An 18787-nucleotide genomic window follows, 5' to 3' on the forward strand; every position below is an offset into this window, starting at 1 on the left:
TGTCGTGCGATGTTACTTCGCATTGATCGCCCGCAGCCCGCCGAGGCGACGGCGGCTACCTGGAGGCGGCGAGGCCGAGGGCTTGAACCTCTCGTTACGGCCGGTTCTAGCGTGGGCGGCGTGATCGGAAAGGACGCCACCGGAGATCGGTGGAGCATCGGTGAGCTGGCGCGGGCGAGTGGAGTGACCGTGCGGACGCTGCGGCACTACGACGAGGTGGGGCTGGTGCGGGCCGGCGGGCGGACCGGGGCCGGGCACCGTCGGTATACGGCGGAGGACCTGCGGCGGCTGTACCGGGTGCGGGCGTTGCGCGGGCTGGGGCTGTCCCTCCAGGAGATCGGCGACGCGCTCGCGGCCTCCGCGGACGGTCCTGAGGCACTGCGTGCGTCGCTCGCCGGGCAGTTGGACCGGCTCATCGCACAGGCCGAGCGGATCCAGCAGCTCAGCGAGCGGATCCGCGGGATGCTGCGGCAGCTCGACGGGGCGTCGATGCCCGATCCGGACCAGTTCATGACGGCCTTGGAGATGATGTCGATGCTGGACGGCTATTTCACCCGGGGACAACGCGATGGGCTCGCCCGGCGCAGGAGCACGCTTGGGCCCGAGGCGGTCGAGGCGGCCAAGAGCGAGTGGGCCGGGCTCGTGGAGGCGTTGCTGGGGCATATGGAGGCCGGGACTCCGGTGGATGACGCGGATGTACGGGAGCTTGTGCGGCGCTGGGACGCGGTGGGCGAGTCCTTCCACGGCGGCGGTGAGCGGGCCCGGGCGGAGACCAGGGCGGCGGCCCGGCGCATGTGGCAGGACCATCGCGAAGAGCTCAGCGCCCGGCTGCCCTGGCCCGGCGAGCGGATGGCCGAGTTGGTCGGTTATGTGGAGCAGGTGCGGAAGGCCCGTCGGGGAGGGAGCTAGCTCAGCTCCGCATGGCGGGCCGCGAGGCGCCGCGCGCCGTGCTCGGTCAGGGTCCCGTGCAGCCGCAGCCGGGCGACGCCGCCGTCCGGGTAGATGTCGATCCGGACGTGGGTCACCGGCGGGGCGGCGTCGAGGACGAAGCGGTGGACCGTATCGGGCTGGAGGCGGGTGCGGGGCAGGAGTTCGGTCCAGGCCGGGGAGGTGTGGTCGGCCGGGTCCGCGCCGGAGGTGGCGTCGAGGCCGTACAGCGCCGCCCAGCCCGGTGCGTTGCCCTTGTAGCAGCCGGTGTCGATCTCCACGGCGTGCGGCGACGCCTGGGCGGTGAGGCGGTAGCGGACCCAGTCGTGGCCCGTGTCGCGGCGGCGGCGGGTCTCCCAGCCCTCGTCCATCTTGTGGGAGCGGCCGGGCTGGATGGAGTTGGCGGGCGGGGAGTAGAAGCGGTCGGAGGCGTCCTCGGCCGCGCCGCCGTGCTCCAGCGCCACCACGTCGAAGGTGCCGAGGACGGTGAGCCACGCCGGGTCGGGGGCGACCTCGCCGTGGACGCGGAGGCGGGCGATGCCGCCGTCGGGGTGCTGCTTGAGGCGGAGGTGGGTGAAGCGGCGGCCCGGGGAGACGGGGAAGCCGTTGGCCGCGTGGCCGCCGATCCGCGTACGGGGGACGAGTTCGGTCCACACGACGTCGTCGGCGAGGAGTTCCTCGGGGGACGGGGTGCCGTCCACCGCCGTCGCCTCGATGCTCACCGCCCGCGGGTAGTTGCCGCGGAAGTGGGCGGTGTCGACGACGATGCCGTGGACGACCCCGGGGGCGCCGAGGCGGATCAGGGCCCAGTCGTGGTCGTCCTCGGCCGGATGCGGGGTGTCGGCGCGGGCCCCGCGCCGCCGCCGGGTCTCCCACCCGTCCATGACCTTGCCCTTGTGGCCGAAGGCCGCGGGGTCGAAGTGCGGCGCCTCGGGCCTCAGCAGATTCTCGCGCTCGGCGAAGAACTCGTCGTTGGCCGCGACCACGCTTCCGCCGAGCCGCCGGTCGGCCAGGTCCACGAGATGGGTGAAGGGGAGGTCGGCGGTCCGGTAGTCGGCGTACGGATCGCCCCCGCCGTACGGGGCGGCGTCACCGGTGAAGCGGGGGATCGGCGCGGTCATCTGCGGGGCTGCCTTTCCAGGAGTCGGCCGGTGGGTTCGCCCGCCGCGCCGCGGTCGGCGATCGCGCCATGGTCGGCGATCTTCCGGCCGCGCAGCCAGGTGGACCGCACGACGCCGTACAGCGTCCTGCCCGCGTAGGCGGTGACCTGGTTGCGGTGGTGGAGGGCGGCGGGGTCGACGGTGAAGGTCTCGTCGGGGGCGAGGACCGCGAAGTCGGCGTCGCGGCCGGCCTCGATGGCGCCCTTACGGTCGAGACCGACGAGCGCGGCGGGGCCGGTGGACATCCAGCGGGCCACGTCGTGGAGGGTGTGGCCGCGCCGGCGGGCCGCCGTCCAGACGGCGGGGAGGCCGAGCTGGAGCGAGGAGATGCCGCCCCAGGCCCGCCCGAAGTCGTCCACCTTGAGGTCGGCGGTACAGGGCGAGTGGTCGGAGACGACGCAGTCGATCTGTCCGGCCGCCAGGCCCGCCCACAGCGCGTCCTGGTTGGCGGCCTCCCTTATGGGCGGACAGCATTTGAACTCCGTGGCGCCGTCGGGGACTTCCTCGGCGGTGAGGGTCAGGAAGTGCGGGCAGGTCTCCACGGTGATCCGCACGCCCTCGCGCCGTGCGTCCGCGATCAGCGGCAGCGCGTCGGCGGACGACAGATGCAGGACGTGGACGCGGGCGTCGAGTGCGCGGGCGAGGGTGATGAGGCCCGCGATGGCCTCGTTCTCGGCGGCGCGGGGGCGTGAGGCCAGGAAGTCTGCGTAGCGGGGGCCGGTCGGCGGCGGAGCGCCGTCGATGAGGTGGGGGTCCTCGGCGTGGACGATGAGCAGTCCGCCGAAGCCCGCGATCTTCCGGAGGGCGGTTTCGAGCTGGTCGGGGGCGAGCTGGGGGAACTCGTCCACGCCGGAGGGGAGCAGGAACGCCTTGAAGCCGAGGACGCCCGCGTGGTGCAGCGGCTCCAGGTCCGGGGCGTTCCCGGGCACGGCGCCGCCCCAGAACCCGACGTCGACATGGGCCGACCGCCGGGCGACGGCCCGTTTGACCTCCAGGGCCTGGACGGTGGTGGTCGGCGGGATGCTGTTGAGCGGCATGTCGATGAGGGTGGTGACGCCGCCGGCCGCGGCGGCGCGGGTGGCGGAGCCGAACCCCTCCCAGGCGGTGCGGCCGGGGTCGTTGACATGGACGTGGGTATCGACGAGGCCGGGAAGCAGGACGTCGTCGCCGAGGTCCTCGACCCGCGCGCCGTCCGGGTCCGGGGCGTCGTACGGCCCGACGGCCACGATGCGGCCGTCGGCGACGGATACGGCGGCCGCGCGCAGGCCGTCCGGCGTGACCACCCTGGCCGAGCGCAGCACCAGCTCCACGTCGGGCACCGACACCCTCCTCGCTTCCGCCCTCACCGATTCCGCGACACGGAATCAACTTTTTGTTGAATGATTGCCCCGGTGGACGGCCGGGTCAAGACCTCCCGGCCGGTGCTCCACACCCACCTCGCCCATGCTCCAACCCCGCCCGGCCGGTCCCGCACACCCGCTGTGACCGGCGCGGACGGTAGGCGCAAGCCCGCTGTGGGCGTCGCCGGGGACCGGTAGGCTTCCCGTGGCCGGTCGGCAGCGGATGGTCACCGTGTGCGGGCCGGTGCCGACCGCTGTGAAAGGAACACCGACGTGCCGTCCGCCGAGTCCAAGACCGCCGCCACCACCGCCGGATCCGGTGGCGTCCAGTCCCTGGAGCGCGCCTTCGATCTGCTGGAGCGGATGGCCGACGCCGGGGGCGAGGTCGGGCTGAGCGAGCTCTCCACCAGCAGCGGGCTGCCGCTGCCCACCATTCACCGGCTGATGCGCACGCTGGTGGCCTGCGGCTATGTCCGTCAGCAGCCCAACCGCCGCTATGCCCTCGGGCCGCGGCTGATCCGGCTCGGCGAGAGCTCGGCCCGGCTGCTGGGCACCTGGGCGCGGCCGTATCTGGCGCGGCTGGTGGAGGAGACCGGCGAGACCGCGAACATGGCGCTGCTGGACGGCGATGAGGTGGTGTACGTGGCGCAGGTGCCCTCGCGCCACTCGATGCGGATGTTCACCGAGGTCGGGCGGCGGGTGCTGCCCCACACCACGGGCGTCGGCAAGGCACTGCTGGCGAGCACGCCCCCCGAGGAGGTGCGCGCCCTGCTGGCCCGTACCGGCATGCCCGCGGTGACCGAGAAGACGATCACCTCGCCGGACGCGTTCCTCGACGCGCTGCGGCAGGTCCACGAGCAGGGCTATGCGGTGGACGACAACGAGCAGGAGATGGGCGTGCGCTGCCTCGCGGTCCCGGTGCCCGACTCCCCCGCACCGGCGGCCATCTCCATCTCGGGCCCGGCGGGCCGGGTGACGGACGAGGCCACGGAGCGGATGGTGCCGATCCTCAAGGAGGTCGCGGCCGAGCTGTCGGGGGCACTGGACAGCACGGGTTCCGCCTGACGGCGGGCGACACCGGCGGCGGGCGCGGCACGGCGCCGCCCGGCTCAGTCTCTCCCTCTGCCCGTCTGCGGCACGTTGCTGAACTGGTCGATCGCCGCGCGCACGCCCGTCAGGGCGGAGCCCAGTGCGCTGACCGAGCCCAGCGCGCCCGCGATGAGCAGCAGCGAGCGGCGCAGGCGGTGCAGCTCCGGAGCGCCGGTGCGGGCCATGGCATCGAGCGCGGCCAGCTCGTCGTCCGCGATCGCCCGGTCCGGTAATTCGGCCGGGTGGGCCGCCAGATCACGTCTGAGTCGGGCCACGGCACGGCGCAGCTCGGCCGCCCTCGGATCGTCATCGGTGCCCGCCACTCGCCTGGCTTCCACGACTGCGGCGCCCTCCACTGACAAGGCACCGGGTTCGTCCCAGAGCCTCGCGCCATCGTTGGCCAACACTGCCCTTCTCCCCCTCGCGCCCTCTCGCACGAGCCTGCCCCCTTCCCGCATGGCCGCCCCAACCCTCCACCCCACGTGGATTCGGACACAAGGGGCCGCGGATCAGTTAACGCCACTCAGTGCACGACGCGCTATACGGAGAGCGAAAATCAGACCGGCTGGGATGAAGCCCCCGCACGGCCCTCGGGTGCGGTAAGCAGGGCCCATGGATCGCACAACGGAGGACTCCGCGCAGGTCGCCGGGATCGTGCTGGCGGCCGGGGGCGGCCGGCGGCTGGGCGGGCGCCCCAAGGCCCTTTTGACGCATCGGGGGCGGCCGCTGGTGGAGCACGCCGCGCGGGCGCTGCGCGAGGGCGGCTGCGCGCCCGTGCACATCGTGCTGGGCGCCGCGGCCGAGACCGTACGGGCACGGGCCCGGCTGCCCGGGTACGTCCTGGTCGACAACCCCGACTGGGAGCGGGGCATGGGCTCCTCGCTGCGCGCCGGGCTCGGCTCGCTGGCCGGTACGGGCGCGCGGGCGGCGCTGATCGCGCTGGTGGACCAGCCGGGGATCGGCGCCGAGGCGGTGGCCCGGGTGGTGGCCGCGTATCGCTCGCCGTCGACCCTGGCGGCCGCCGCGTACGGCGGGGAGCGGGGGCATCCGGTGCTGTTCGGCGCGGACCGGTGGGCGGATATCACGGCGAGTGCGGAGGGCGACCGGGGGGCACGCGCCTATCTGCGGGCGCATCAGTCCGCGATCACGCTCGTCGACTGCTCGGATATCGCCCGTACGGACGACATCGACACCCCCGAGGACTTGACGCTGCTCGAATGAGACGGCGAGAGGGCAGCGGACGCGGCGTTCAACAGAAGATTGAACTTCCACCATGAGAAACTTAGTATCCACAAGACAAAATCACTGCGAGCGTCCAGCTGAGACTCGTCCAAGGAGTGACAGCCCATGTCCGCACCAGCGCCGTCCCCGCTGGCCATCGTCGACGCCGAACCGCTGGAGCGTCAGGGGGAGGTGCTGACCGACGCGGCGCTGGCCTTCCTGGCCGAGCTCCACCACCGCTTCACCCCGCGCCGGGACGAGCTGCTCGCGCGCCGGGCGGAGCGCCGCGCCGAGATCGCCCGCACCAGCACGCTGGACTTCCTCCCGGAGACCGCCCCTGTCCGCGACGACCCCGACTGGCGCGTCGTCCCCGCCCCACCCGCCCTCGAGGACCGCCGGGTGGAGATCACCGGGCCCACCGACCGCAAGATGACCATCAACGCGCTCAACTCGGGCGCCAAGGTCTGGCTCGCCGACTTCGAGGACGCCTCCGCCCCCACCTGGGCGAATGTGATCGGCGGTCAGCTCAATCTGATCGACGCCTATGAGCGCCGGATCGACTTCACCTCCCCCGAGGGCAAGAGCTACGCACTGCGGCCCGACGAGGTGCTGGCCACCGTCGTCACCCGGCCGCGCGGCTGGCATCTCGACGAGCGCCATCTGCGGGCCGCCGACGGCCGCCCCGTCCCCGGCGCCCTCGTCGACTTCGGGCTGTACTTCTTCCACAACGCCCGCCGGCTGCTCGACCGGGGCAAGGGGCCGTACTTCTACCTCCCCAAGACCGAGTCACATCTCGAGGCCCGCCTCTGGAATGACGTCTTCGTCTTCGCACAGGACCATCTCTCGCTTCCGCAAGGGACGATCCGCGCCACCGTTCTGATCGAGACCATCACGGCGGCGTACGAGATGGACGAGATCCTCTACGAGCTCCGCGACCACGCCTCCGGGCTCAACGCGGGCCGCTGGGACTATCTCTTCTCGATCGTCAAGAACTTCCGCGACGGCGGCCCCGGTTTCGTCCTCCCGGACCGCAACGCGGTCACGATGACCGCCCCGTTCATGCGCGCCTACACCGAACTGCTCGTCCGCACCTGCCACAAGCGCGGCGCGCACGCGATCGGCGGCATGGCGGCCTTCATCCCCTCGCGCCGCGACCCCGAGGTCAACGCGGTCGCGTTCGACAAGGTCAAGGCCGACAAGGACCGTGAGGCGAACGACGGCTTCGACGGCTCCTGGGTCGCCCATCCGGATCTGGTCCCGGTCGCCCGGGCCTCCTTCGACGCGGTCCTCGGCGACCGGCCGCACCAGAAGGACCGGCTGCGCGAGGACGTCCGGGTCACCGCGGCCGAGCTGATCGACGTCGCGTCGCTCGACGCCAAGCCCACGCATCAGGGCCTGCGCAACGCCGTTCAGGTCGGCACCCGCTATATCGAGGCGTGGCTGCGCGGCCTCGGCGCCGTCGCGATCTTCAACCTGATGGAGGACGCGGCCACCGCCGAGATCTCCCGCTCCCAGATCTGGCAGTGGGTCAACGCGGGGGTGGTCTTCGAGAACGGCGAGAAGGCCACCGCCGATCTTGTCCGTAAGGTCGCCGCCGAGGAGCTGGCGGCGATCCGCGAGGAGGTCGGCGAGGACGCCTTCGCCGCGGGCAAGTGGAGCCAGGCGCACGATCTGCTGCTGAGGGTGGCGCTGGACGCGGACTACACGGAGTTCCTGACGCTGCCCGCGTACGAACTGCTGGGCTGAGCCGGTCCGTTCGGACGGCAAGGGCCCCGGACCGTACGGATACGGTCCGGGGCTCCTGTCGTCCCTACGGCGTGTAGAGCTGGGAGCGCGGCACGATCTGCTGGGGCACGCTGGGGCTGGACCACAGCAGCTTCATATGCGCCTCACCGGTCTGCTCGGTGTACTCGATCTTGATGGCGTGTTGGGCTCCGGCGCGCAGCGCGACGGTCGCCTTGTCGACCTGTGGTTCATGCGGGGTGGTGTTGTCGATGACCAGACGGCCGTCGATCCACACCCGCGCGGTGTCGTCGGAGACGGTCGTGAGCGTGTAGGTCTCGCTGTGGCGGGGCTGGAGGAAGCCGGTCCAGCGGACGCCGAAGTGGTCGGCGGGGACGTCGGCGGCCGGGGAGCCGGCAAACCTCCAGCTGTGGTTGACGGCCGGGTCGGTGCGGGTGACGGCCGGCGGCCCGGTGAAGGTCTCATTGGCGAAGACCTCCTCGCGCAGCCCCTTGCCCCGGCCCTGGGGCGCGGCCGGGGCCGGTTTCACCGTCAGCTCGATCACCGAGGCGGTGGGGTCGGCCGGGCCGGCGGAGGGGGTGAGGTCGAAGCCGTCCCCCGCCTTCGCCACCTCGATGCGCTGTCCGCTGCCCAGCACCCGGGCGCCGGTCACCGTGAACGGCGCCCTGGCGGTGAGGTGGAGGGGCTGCCCCGCGGCGGGCCAGGAGGTGACGGACGCGTACAGCCGGTCGCCCGACCGGCTGACGGCACCCCAGGACGGCTCGTCGACCAGCCCGGTGGCCCCGGCCCCGTACACCGCGCGGCCCTGGCCGGAGGTCCGCAGCCAGGAGCCGATCGCACGGAGCCGGTCGACGGAGGGCTGGGGAACGCGGCCCAGTTTGTCGGGGCCGACATTGAGGAGGTAATTGCCGCCGCGGCTCGCGATATCGAGGAGATTGCGGGTGAGGGTGGCGGGCGACTTCCAGTCCTGGTCGTATCTGGCAAAGCCCCAGTGGCCGTTGAGGGTCATACAGCTCTCCCACAGCTGCCCGGCCACCGGCGCGTCCGGGATTTCCTGCTCGGGCGTTCCGTAGTCGCCGTCGACCACGCGCCGCTTGCCGACCCGGTTGTTGGTGATCAGATCGGGGTCGAGTCCGTGGAGATAGGACTGGAGCCGCTCACCGTCCTGGGCGGACCAGCGGTTGGTGGGGTTGTCCGCGTCCCATTCCCCGTCGAACCAGAGCAGCGCCGGATGGTAGTTGTCGACCAGCTCCTTGAGCTGGGCATACATCCGCTTCTCATAGCGGGGGAAGGTGGCGGGGTCGGCGAAGTCGGGGTCGTGCCAGTCCCAGATCGAGTAGTAGAAGCCGAGTTTGATCCCGGCGGCGTCCGCGGCGGACTTCAATTCGGCCAGGATGTCGCGCCGTTGGTCGAAGGAGGAGTGGTCGCGCAGATTCCAGGTGTTCTGCTCGGTCGGCCACATCGCATAGCCGTCGTGGTGCTTGGAGGTGATGACGATATAGCGCTGCCCGGCGTCCTTGGCCGCCTTGACGACGGCCTTGGCGTCGAAGGAGGCGGGGTTGAAGTCCTGGGCGGCGTCCTCGTACTCGTTCATCGGGATCTGGCAGTTTCGCTTGATCCACTCCGCGTCGCGGCAGACGGTCCCGTCCGCCCGCCGGTATTCGCCCTCCAGCTGGGAGTAGGCGCCGAAGTGGATGAACATCCCGAAGCGGTCCTGCCGCCACCAGCCGGTGCGGTCGGCGGTGAACGGATCGTCGGTCGCGTAGTCGGTACCGGGCCCGGGCTCCCGCGCCGCCGTCGGCGCCGCAGGCACCGCGGTGGCGGCGGAAGGGCCGCTGAGGATCGTCGCCAGCACCATGCCGAGCAGAAGGCTGAGCGCTCGGAGAGGGATGACGGCCCGTCGTCTGGACGTGCGCATGGCGGCTCCTGTGCTCATGGGTGGTCGAACAGGAGGGCTGGCCAGCCGCGTACGGGAACCTAGAACCGTAAAGATGGGATGTCAACGGGGCCCGAACGCACCGATGGGCCGCCGGTGACTGCCATAAGGCAGTTACCTCAGCGACCCATCCGATGAATCGACGCGTCGTTCAGTCGTCCGCGGCGATACGGGCCAGGCGTCGCGCCTCGGTGCGCGCCTCCCGCGCGATCTCGTCCTCGTCCACGGTGAGCAGCCGGCCCGACTCCACCACCGGAGCGCCGTTCACCAGCGACAGGGTCACCGGGGCCGGGGCGCCCAGGACGAGGGCGGCGACCGGGTCGGCGATCGACGAATGGCCGAGGCCGTCCAGCTTCCACAGCACCAGGTCGGCCAGTTTGCCCGGCTCCAGCGAGCCGATCTCGTCCTGGCGGCCCAGCACCCGCGCACCGCCGTAGGTGCCGAGGCGCAGCGCCTGGCGGACGTTCAGCGCCTTCTCACGGTGGCCGCCGAGCCGGTTGACCAGCAGCGCGTTGCGCAGTTCGGTGTGGAGCTCGCCGGATTCGTTGGAGGCGGTGCCGTCCACGCCCAGGCCCACCGGTACGTCCGCGGCGAGCAGATCGGGGACCCGGGCGATCCCGGCGGCGAGCCGGGCGTTGGACGAGGGGCAGTGGGCCACCCCGGTGCCGGTCCGGGCGAACGCCTGGATGTCGGTGTCGCTCATGTGGACGCAGTGGGCCATCCACACGTCCTCGCCCAGCCAGCCGGTGGACTCGAAGTAGTCGGTCGGCCCCATCCCGAACCGCTCCTGGCAGAACTTCTCCTCCTCCACCGTCTCCGAGCCGTGGGTGTGCAGCCGTACGCCCTTGCGGCGGGCCAGCACCGCGGACTCGCGGAGCAGTTCGGTGGAGACGGAGAACGGCGAGCAGGGCGCGACCGCGATCCGCAGCATGGCGTCGAACCCCGGGTCGTGGTGGGTGTCGATGGCCTCCTCGGTGGCGGCCAGCGCGTCCTCGGCGGACTCCACGGCGAAGTCCGGCGGCAGCCCGCCGTCGGAGGCGCCGAGGTCCATGGAGCCGCGGGCGGCGGTGAACCGCACACCCAGCTCGCGCGCCGCGCGGATCTCGGCGCCCAGCAGATCGCCGCTGCCGCGCGGAAAGACGTAGTGGTGGTCCATGGCGGTGGTGACCCCGCCCCGCACCATCATCGCGAGCGAGCCGCGGGCCGCCGCGTGGACCATCGGCTCGTCGATCCGCGCCCAGACGGGGTAGAGCGCGACCAGCCAGTCGAAGAGGTTGCTGTCCTGGGCCAGGCCGCGGGTGAGCCACTGGTAGAAGTGGTGATGGGTGTTGACCAGGCCCGGGGTCACCAGGTGTCCCGTGCCGTCGATCCGGCGGACGACACCCTCCAGCCCCTGCGGCGCGCGCCCCTCGCCCACCGACTCGATGCGGTGGCCGGCGACGACGACATGGCCGGACGCGTACTCGGTGTCCTGCGCGTCCACGGTGGCGAGGGCGCAGTTCTCGATGACGATGCGGTGCACGGGGCGTGGCCCTTCCGTCGGCTGAGTCAAGGGGGATCCGGTCGGTCGGCGGGGAGCCGTTCAGTCGGTGGGGATCCGGGGCTCGGCGCCGTCCCGCAGCACGGTGGCCTCGATGAGCCCGTACGGCCGGTCGGCGGCGAAGTAGACCTCGTTGTCGTTGGTGAGGCCGAAGGGTTCCAGATCGACCAGGAAGTGGTGCTTGTTGGGCAGTGAGAGACGTATCTCGTCCACCTCCGGGCGGCGCTCGATCACCCGCGCGCCCATCTCGTAGAGCGTCTGCTGGAGCGAGAGGGAGTAGGTCTCGGCGAACGCGCTCAGCAGCTGGCCGCGCGCCTCCTCGTGGCCGTGGTCCCAGTCCGGCATCGGCCGGGTGTCATCGCTCCAGCCGTAGCGCCAGCGGGCGTGCACATCGGTGGCCAGGACGCGGTCGCGGGTCTCCGGCAGCGTGGTGTACCGGTCCTTGACATAGCCCCAGAACTCGGAGTCCGTGGTGTTCAGGACGGTGAGGCCGGTGAGCCCGGAGACCACCTCCCAGCGCTCGCCGTCGTAGGCGATCTGGGCGGTGCGGACCTCCTGGCCGCGGCGGACGAAGGAGTGCCGGGCGCTCCCGGCCGTCTCGATCCGGTCCCAGGCGTACTCCTCGATACGGATGCGGGCGCGGTGGATGGGCTGCTGGCTGGTGACGAAGTGGCGGGCCAGCCGGATGCCGAACTCCTCGGCCGTGTCGATGCCGTGCTCCTTGGCGAAGGCGTACACGGTGTTCTTGGTGGCGTCGGTCGTCAGGACGTTGGCGTTGCTGCCGGAGAGGTGGACCTCGTCCATCTCTCCGGACAGCGCCACCGAGACATTGAGGTCCTTGAGGTGGTGCACGGCGCCGTCGCGCACCACCCGCACGACGCGGGTCTCGGCTTTGCCGTAACTGTTCGGGCCGAGCGTGGGCATGGGTGCTAGCTCCCTCGGTAGACGGAGTAGCCGAACGGGGTGAGCAGCAGCGGTACGTGGTAGTGCTCGCCCGGCTCGACGGCGAAGGCGACCGCGACCTCCGGGAAGAAGGCGTGGGTCAGATACGGCCCGGTCTCGAAGCGCAGCCGTGCGTGGGTGGTGCCCTCGGGGAGGTCGGGCAGGTCCTTGCAGCGCCCGTCGGCGTCGGTCAGGGAGTCGGCGTGCGCCGTCCACCGCGCGCCGGGCCCCGAGCGGACGGACAGCTCGACGACCACGCCCACGGCGGGGCGGCCGATGCTGGTGTCCAGGATGTGGGTGGACACGGAGGTGGCGCCGCCGGCCATCACCGCTCTCCTTCCGCCGGGGCCCGCGGGGCCTGGGGGGTTTCCGTCAGCCGGGTCAGCCGGATGCGGTTGATCTTTCCCAGTTCGGTGCGGACGATCTCGCGCTCGGTGTCGGCGTCATGGTGGATCCGCTCGCGCAGCGCCGCCAGCATCTCCTCGCCGGTGCGGCCGGTGGCGCAGATCAGGAAGACATGGCCGTGGCGCTCCTGGTACGCGAGGTTCAGCTCCAGCAGCTCGGCGCGCTCCGCGTCCCGTACCCCGCGCTGCTCGCGGGCCGAGGCGGCGTCGCCCGGCGCCGGCCGCCCGATGGGCGGATGCGCGGCCATCGCCTCGGCGAGGTCGGCGGCGGTCAGCCCGGCCATGGCCGCGTCGGCGGCGTCGAGCAGCTCCCCGACCGTGGCGTACGGCCGCCCGCCGGCGACCGCCGCGGCCCAGGCCCGGCTGGCGCACACCTCGTGCAGCAGCCCGGCGGCGTCGCGGTCGTCCACCGCGTTGAACCGGGCCAGCCCCGGCGGTGCACTGGAAGTCACTCTCGCAAGCTAGGAGGCACCCTCGCCGGGCGTCAACACTTTGTTGAAAAATGCGCGGAACGACGGGCCGCGGTCAGTCCCCGCTCTTCTCACGGTTGAGGTAGTTGTAGACGGTGAAGCGGCTCACGCCGAGGGCTCCGGCGACCGTCTCGACGCCGTGGCGCACCGAGAAGGCGCCGCGCTGTTCGAGCTGGCGGACGACGGACTGCTTGGTCTTGCGGTCGAGGGCCGAGAGCGGCACGCCGTGGCGGCGCTGCAGGTCGGCGAGGATGTGGTCGAGCGAGTCCGAGATATGCGGCAGCCTCACGGCGATCACCGGGCGGCCCTCCCAGGAGAGCACCACGTCGTCGCCCCGGGCCCGGTCCGGGGCGATCATCTCGCCGCCCATGGCGTCCACGAGCGGCCGCACCGCGGCGGCGAAGGGGTGGTCGGCCGGTACGCTCACGCCTCACCCTCCCCGATCACGTTGACCTGGAGCGAAATCCGGGTGGCACCGGCTTCGAGGGAGCCGCGCAGCAGCCGGTCGACGGCCGCCAGCACCGCTTCCGCCCCGCCTTCCGCGGTGTTGCCGAAAGGGCCGACGTCGACCGCGTCCAGCGGGGCGGCCTGGACGGTCTCGCGGGCCACGACGGCGTGCGGCGGCACCTCGTCGAGGTCGAACGGTTCGGTGGTGAACTCAACCCTCAATCTCACGCGGCAAACCTACTGCGTCAGCCGTAACACGGCGCCCCCACTGCGGGGGACCAAACGCCCAAGTCCCTCGCCGCGGCCGCCCGCTTCGGGGAGCATGGACGCCTACCGCATCCGCCCCCGTCCACGGAGCGCCCCGATGACAGACAACGTGCCGGTGCGTTGTCCCGCGTGCCGTCGCGAGCAGTCGTTCACGCCGCCCACCTTCCCCTGTTCCTGCGGCGCGCCGGTCACCCTGCCCGTCCTCCGCGACGGCGCCCCGGAGGAGGTGGCCCACCGCACCTGGGAGAACCTCTGGGTGGCGGTGAACTGCCCGTCCTGCGGGCATCGGGGCCACTGGCCGCAGCCGGAACTGGGCTGCGACTGCGGCGCGGTGGTCCGCGTCCCCGTCGCGGCCGCGCCGCCCCCGGCCGACCCGGGCGGGGTGGCCGGGGGCGGCGGCCCGGTCGTGCGGCGACCGGCCTTCCGGCCGGTGACGATCCGTACGGCGCGGGACGCGGTCACCGCCGCCTCGCTGTATCTGAAGTGGCTCGGCTTCCACAGCCTGCGGCCCTCGGAGGACCGGGCCGCGTCCGGGGTGGACCTCTACGGGACGGGCGTCGTCGCCCAGGTCGATCCGACCACCCGCCCCACCGGGCTGCGGGACATCGAATGCCTGTGGCTGAACGGGCTCCAGAAGTCGGCGATGAGCGTCTTCTTCTCGCTCGCGGGCTATGCGCGGGAGGCGCGGGCGCGCGCCGACGCGCTCCATCTGCCGCTGTTCATCATGGACCTCACCGGCACCCCCCAGCCCGTCAACGACCCGGCGGACGCGCTGATCAGGATGGGGCCGCCGGACGGCTGACCCGGTCGGCCCTTGCGCTCATGACCGGGGAACGCTTCCGTTGAGACGCCGCCCTCCACCGTTCACCGTCCCATCCGCTCGACCGGCCGGAGGCCGAAACGATGGCTGTTCCGTGGTACCCGAGATCATGGGCCCCTCTCGCCGCCGCCCTGACCCTGCTTCTGGTGACCGGCTGCGCGGGCGGCGATGTGCCGCCGCCCACGGTGGAGAGCTCCTCGGCCGCACCGGCGCCCCCGTCCGACGCCACACCGGGCACGCCCACCCCGCTCACCAGCCCTGATGCCACCGACGGCGGAAAGGCCGTGGAGGAGGACATCAACGCGGCGGTCTCCGTCACCACCACCTACTGGCAGACCCACTGGCCCGAATTGTTCACCGGCGGCTACAACCCGCCCAGGATCCTGGGTGCCTACGACGGCGACACCCCCGGTACGCCGCTGTGCGGAAGTGAGCCGCTCCCCGACGACAACGCCGTCTACTGCCCCGACGGCGACTACATAGCGTGGGACATGGACCTGATGCGCTGGGGCCATGCGCGGGGCGACGCCTGGGTCTATCTGGTGATCGCCCATGAGTGGGGCCACGCCGTCCAGAACCGGCTGGACGCGGGCCTGGTCGACCTCGCCCGTGAGCTGCAGGCCGACTGTCTGGCCGGGGCGGTCCTCTTCGGCGCCGCCCAGGACGGGACGCTGACCTTCGAGGAGGGTGACACCGAGGAGCTGGCGGACGCCCTGACCGCGCTCGCCGACCGGACCCCGTGGACCGACGTCTCCGACCACGGCGACGCCTCCCAGCGGGTCGGCTACTTCAGCCGCGGCGCGCGATCCGGGGTGAAGTCGTGCCTGCCGAACGTCGTCCAGTGACGGGCGGGGTGCGGGCCCCCGCGGTGGCGGGGGCGTGGGCCCCGCCGTGATGGGGGTGTGGGCCCCGCCGTGATGGGGGTGTGGGCCCCTGCTGGAGTAGAGGGGCCCGCGACTCATCAGCTGGGCGCGGTCTGCGGCTCGGCCCGCTCGACCGGTGCTTCGGATCTGGCCGGACCGTCCTCGGACCGGGTCTCGGGCAGCAGCTCCCGCGCGGCCGCCTCCCGCAGCTCGACCTTGCGGACCTTGCCGCTGACCGTCATCGGGAAGGCGTCCATGAGCCGCAGATAGCGGGGGACCTTGTAGTGGGCGAGGCGGCCCCGGCAGAAGCGGGCGAGCTCATCGCGGGTGAGGGTCCTGGCGCCCTCGCGCAGGATGACGCAGGCCAGCACCTCCTCGCCGTACTTCTCGTCCGGTACGCCGACGACCTGCACATCCGCCACCTTGGGGTGGGTGTGCAGAAACTCCTCGATCTCCCGCGGATAGACGTTCTCCCCACCGCGGACGATCATGTCCTTGATCCGGCCGACGATCTGGACGTATCCCTCGCCGTCCATCACCGCGAGGTCACCGGTGTGCATCCAGCGCGCCGAGTCGATCGCCTCGGCGGTCCGCTCGGGCTCCTGCCAGTAGCCGAGCATCACCGAGTAGCCGCGGGTGCACAGCTCGCCGCGGGTGCCGCGGGGCACGGTCGCCCCGGTCACCGGGTCGACGATCTTGACCTCGACATGCGGCAGCACCCGGCCGACCGTCGAGGTGCGGCGGGCCAGGTCGTCATCGGGCCGGGTCTGGGCGGAGACCGGCGAGGTCTCGGTCATGCCGTAGCAGATGGACACCTCCCCCATGTGCATCTCGGCGACCACCCGCCGCATCACCTCCACCGGGCAGGGCGATCCGGCCATGATCCCGGTGCGCAGCGAGCTGAGGTCGAAGGTGGCGAAGTCCGGCAGGGCCAGCTCGGCGATGAACATGGTGGGGACGCCGTACAGCGAGGTGCAGCGCTCCCGTTCGACGGCGGCCAGGGTGGCGACGGGGTCGAAGGTGGCGGCGGGGATGACCACGCAGGCGCCGTGGCTGGTGGCCGCGAGGTTGCCCATGACCATGCCGAAGCAGTGGTAGAAGGGCACCGGCACACAGATCCGGTCCTCGGCGGTGTAGCGGACCGTCTCCCCCACGAAGTAGCCGTTGTTGAGGATGTTGTGGTGGGAGAGGGTGGCGCCCTTGGGGAAGCCGGTGGTGCCGGAGGTGTACTGGATGTTGACCGCGTCGTCACAGCTGATCCGGGCCTCGCGCTCGGCGAGCCGCTCGGGGGGCACATCGGCCCCGGCGCGCACCAGCCCGTCCCAGGTCCGGTCGCCGATGTAGATGACATCGCGCAGCGGGGAGCAGGCCGATCGCACCTGCTCGACCATCCGCCGGTAGTCGCTGGTCTTGTGCTCGATGGAGGAGACCAGGACCGAGATTCCGGCCTGCTGGAGTACGTACCGCAACTCGTGGACGCGGTACGCGGGGTTGATATTGACCATGATGGCGCCGATGCGGGCGGTGGCGTACTGCAACAGCACCCATTCGGGGCAGTTGATGGCCCAGATGCCGACCCGGTCGCCCTTGGCGACCCCCTTGGCCATCAGCCCGAGCGCGACCTCCTCGACCGACCTGCCGAACTCGGCGTAGGTCCAGCGGCGGCCGGAGGGGACGTCGACGAGCGCCTCGCGGTCGCCGTACAGCTCGACGGCCCGGGCCAGATTGGCGCCGATGGTGTCGCCGAGCAGCGGGAGGTCCCCGGCTCCGCTGGCGTAGGAGAGCCCCGCTGGGCTTGGTGGGTCAGACGTGAGGTCGGTCATGGGAGCTCCTTGGGGTCACGTTCACGTACGCCTTCACGTTCGTGCGGGTGGGTCATCATATGAGCGTCAGTCATCAGATCTCCTCATAAAACTCGATACCGCCACCCTGTGCCGTGCGTTCACGCAGCTCGATCCGGCGAATCTTCCCGGAAACCGTCTTGGGGAGGTCGGCGAACTCCAAGCGGCGGATCCGCTTGTACGGCGCGAGCACCGCCCGCGAGTGCGCGAACAGCGCCTTCGCGGTGTCCGGGCCGGGCTCCCAGCCCTCCGCCAGCACGATGTACGCCTTCGGCACGGCCAGCCGCAGCGGATCGGGGGCCGGGACGACGGCGGCCTCGGCGACCGCCTCGTGCTCCAGCAGCGCGCTCTCCAGCTCGAACGGCGAGATCTTGTAGTCGGACGCCTTGAAGACGTCGTCGGCGCGGCCGATGTAGGTGATGTAGCCGTCCGCGTCGCGCGAGCCGATGTCCCCGGTGCGGTAGTAACCGCCCGCGGTGGCCTCGGCGGTGCGCTCCCCGTCGCCCTCGTAGCCGGTCATCAGGCCGACGGGACGGCCCTCGGGGCCGGTGAGATCGAGGCAGATCTCGCCCTCCTCACCGGGCCGGCCGGTGACCGGATCCAGCAGGACGACCCGGAAGCCGGGGGTCGGGCGTCCCATCGAGCCGGGCTTGAGCGGCTGTCCGGGGGTGTTGGCCACCTGAACGGCGGTCTCGGTCTGGCCGAAGCCGTCCCGGATGGTCACCCCCCAGGCACGCCGCACATGCTCGATGACCTCGGGGTTGAGCGGCTCGCCCGCGGCCAGGGCCTCCCGGGGCGGAGTGCGCAGCTGGGTGAGATCGGCCTGGATGAGCATCCGCCAGACGGTGGGCGGGGCGCAGAAGGTGGTGATGGCACAGCGGTCCATCTCGGCCATCAGACGGTTGGCGTCGAAGCGCGTGTAGTTGTGGACGAAGACGGTGGCCTCGGCGTTCCAGGGGGCGAAGAGATTGGACCAGGCGTGCTTGGCCCATCCGGGGGAGGAGATGTTGAGGTGGACATCGCCCGGCTTGACCCCGATCCAGTACATCGTCGCCAGATGCCCGATGGGATACGAGATATGGGTGTGCTCGACCAGCTTGGGGCGGGCGGTGGTGCCGGAGGTGAAGTACAGCATCAGGGGGTCGGTGGCGAGGGTCGGCCCGTCGGGGACGAAGGGCTCGTCGTCCCCCGCGCCGTCCCCCGCGCCGTCCACCGTGATGCCCGCGGTCCCGGCGTCCTCGTAGGCGAGCCAGCCCTCGGGCGCGCCGCCGACCGCGATCCGGGTGTAGTCGCCCGGCACCTCCGCGAACTTCTCCGTGTCCGCACCCCGCACGACCACATGCGCCGCCCGGCCGCGCTCGATGCGGTCGGCCAGGTCGAGCGGGCCGAGCAGCGGGGTGGCGGGGATGACGACGGCGCGCAGCTTCATCGCGGCCAGCGCGGTCTCCCACAGCTCGACCTGGTTGCCGAGCATGACCACGATGCGGTCACCGGCCCGGACGCCGCGGTCGCGCAGCCAGTTCGCGGCCCGGTTGGAGCGGCGGCGCAGCTCCTCGAAGGTCAGTCGGATCTCGCCGCCGTCCTCCTCGACGATGTGCAGGGCGGTACGGTCGCCGCCGCGCGCGGCGATCCCGTCGAACCAGTCCAGGGCCCAGTTGAACCGCTCCGGGCGTGGCCAGCCGAACCCTTCGTACGCCGCCGCGTAGTCCTCCCGGTGGTCGAGCAGGAAGTCCCGTGCCTCGCGGAAGTCGTGAGCCGGATTCATTGCTGTCACTTG

At 71.9% G+C, this 18787-nt stretch carries 18 protein-coding genes; 6 read left to right on the forward strand and 12 right to left on the reverse strand.

Annotated elements, in window-relative coordinates; translation table 11 throughout:
- Window positions 1–120 precede the first annotated feature (120 nt).
- Complete coding sequence (locus J8403_RS11585; protein WP_246585808.1) at window positions 121–909, forward strand: MerR family transcriptional regulator; 789 nt, start codon at window positions 121–123, stop codon at window positions 907–909.
- Here the strand turns inward: J8403_RS11585 and alc are convergent.
- Complete coding sequence (gene alc, locus J8403_RS11590) at window positions 906–2048, reverse strand: allantoicase (RefSeq protein WP_211123119.1); 1143 nt, start codon at window positions 2046–2048, stop codon at window positions 906–908. The genes J8403_RS11585 and alc overlap by 4 nt on opposite strands.
- Window positions 2045–3406: an allantoinase AllB gene (gene allB / locus J8403_RS11595; protein ID WP_211123120.1), complete on the reverse strand. Its 1362-nt coding sequence runs from the start codon at window positions 3404–3406 to the stop codon at window positions 2045–2047. Before allB ends, alc begins: the two co-directional genes overlap by 4 nt.
- 294 nt (window positions 3407–3700) lie before the next feature.
- Here allB and J8403_RS11600 point away from each other — a divergent pair, with 294 nt between their 5' ends.
- Window positions 3701–4492, forward strand: coding sequence for an IclR family transcriptional regulator (locus J8403_RS11600; RefSeq protein ID WP_211123121.1), 792 nt, complete (start codon window positions 3701–3703; stop codon window positions 4490–4492).
- Between the two features lie 44 nt (window positions 4493–4536).
- On the opposite strand, the gene J8403_RS11605 is transcribed toward J8403_RS11600, so the two are convergent.
- Window positions 4537–4854, reverse strand: coding sequence for a DUF5955 family protein (locus J8403_RS11605; protein ID WP_237510217.1), 318 nt, complete (start codon window positions 4852–4854; stop codon window positions 4537–4539).
- A 274-nt stretch (window positions 4855–5128) separates the two neighbouring features.
- Here J8403_RS11605 and J8403_RS11610 point away from each other — a divergent pair, with 274 nt between their 5' ends.
- Window positions 5129–5737: a nucleotidyltransferase family protein gene (locus J8403_RS11610; RefSeq protein WP_211123122.1), complete on the forward strand. Its 609-nt coding sequence runs from the start codon at window positions 5129–5131 to the stop codon at window positions 5735–5737.
- Between the two features lie 126 nt (window positions 5738–5863).
- Window positions 5864–7483 carry a malate synthase A gene (gene aceB / locus J8403_RS11615; protein WP_211123123.1) on the forward strand — a complete coding sequence of 540 codons (1620 nt, stop codon included), beginning with the start codon at window positions 5864–5866 and terminating at the stop codon, window positions 7481–7483.
- A 64-nt stretch (window positions 7484–7547) separates the two neighbouring features.
- Here the strand turns inward: aceB and J8403_RS11620 are convergent, their stop codons facing one another.
- From J8403_RS11620 to J8403_RS11650, 7 genes are all read right to left on the reverse strand, one after another.
- Window positions 7548–9398, reverse strand: coding sequence for an alpha-L-fucosidase (locus J8403_RS11620; RefSeq protein WP_211123124.1), 1851 nt, complete (start codon window positions 9396–9398; stop codon window positions 7548–7550).
- Between the two features lie 169 nt (window positions 9399–9567).
- Window positions 9568–10938, reverse strand: coding sequence for an 8-oxoguanine deaminase (locus J8403_RS11625; RefSeq protein ID WP_211123125.1), 1371 nt, complete (start codon window positions 10936–10938; stop codon window positions 9568–9570).
- A gap of 60 nt (window positions 10939–10998) precedes the next feature.
- Window positions 10999–11880, reverse strand: coding sequence for a factor-independent urate hydroxylase (pucL, locus tag J8403_RS11630; RefSeq protein ID WP_211123126.1), 882 nt, complete (start codon window positions 11878–11880; stop codon window positions 10999–11001).
- A 5-nt stretch (window positions 11881–11885) separates the two neighbouring features.
- Window positions 11886–12224 (reverse strand): hydroxyisourate hydrolase, encoded by a 339-nt coding sequence (uraH, locus tag J8403_RS11635; RefSeq protein WP_211123127.1) that lies wholly within the window; start codon window positions 12222–12224, stop codon window positions 11886–11888.
- Window positions 12224–12754, reverse strand: a complete 531-nt coding sequence (gene uraD / locus J8403_RS11640; protein WP_211123128.1) for a 2-oxo-4-hydroxy-4-carboxy-5-ureidoimidazoline decarboxylase — start codon at window positions 12752–12754, stop codon at window positions 12224–12226. The genes uraH and uraD overlap by 1 nt, the downstream gene beginning before the upstream one ends.
- A 73-nt stretch (window positions 12755–12827) precedes the next feature.
- Complete coding sequence (locus J8403_RS11645) at window positions 12828–13199, reverse strand: helix-turn-helix domain-containing protein (RefSeq protein WP_211123129.1); 372 nt, start codon at window positions 13197–13199, stop codon at window positions 12828–12830.
- A complete protein-coding gene (locus J8403_RS11650) occupies window positions 13196–13447 on the reverse strand; it encodes a hypothetical protein (RefSeq protein ID WP_078644557.1) in 252 nt (83 codons plus the stop codon). The genes J8403_RS11645 and J8403_RS11650 overlap by 4 nt, the downstream gene beginning before the upstream one ends.
- 136 nt (window positions 13448–13583) lie before the next feature.
- On the opposite strand from J8403_RS11650, the gene J8403_RS11655 reads away from it, so the two are divergent.
- On the forward strand, window positions 13584–14288 hold the full coding sequence (locus J8403_RS11655; protein WP_211123130.1) for a hypothetical protein: 705 nt from the start codon (window positions 13584–13586) through the stop codon (window positions 14286–14288).
- A gap of 101 nt (window positions 14289–14389) precedes the next feature.
- Window positions 14390–15151, forward strand: coding sequence for a neutral zinc metallopeptidase (locus J8403_RS11660; protein WP_211123131.1), 762 nt, complete (start codon window positions 14390–14392; stop codon window positions 15149–15151).
- A gap of 116 nt (window positions 15152–15267) precedes the next feature.
- On the opposite strand, the gene J8403_RS11665 is transcribed toward J8403_RS11660, so the two are convergent.
- Together J8403_RS11665 and J8403_RS11670 are read right to left on the reverse strand one after the other, a co-directional pair.
- Window positions 15268–16992, reverse strand: coding sequence for an AMP-binding protein (locus J8403_RS11665; RefSeq protein WP_211123132.1), 1725 nt, complete (start codon window positions 16990–16992; stop codon window positions 15268–15270).
- 73 nt (window positions 16993–17065) lie between these two features.
- Window positions 17066–18775: an AMP-binding protein gene (locus J8403_RS11670; RefSeq protein ID WP_211128199.1), complete on the reverse strand. Its 1710-nt coding sequence runs from the start codon at window positions 18773–18775 to the stop codon at window positions 17066–17068.
- Window positions 18776–18787: the final 12 nt, after the last annotated feature.

The sequence above is a fragment of the Streptomyces yatensis genome (genome assembly GCF_018069625.1).
Classification (GTDB): Bacteria; Actinomycetota; Actinomycetes; order Streptomycetales; family Streptomycetaceae; genus Streptomyces; species Streptomyces yatensis.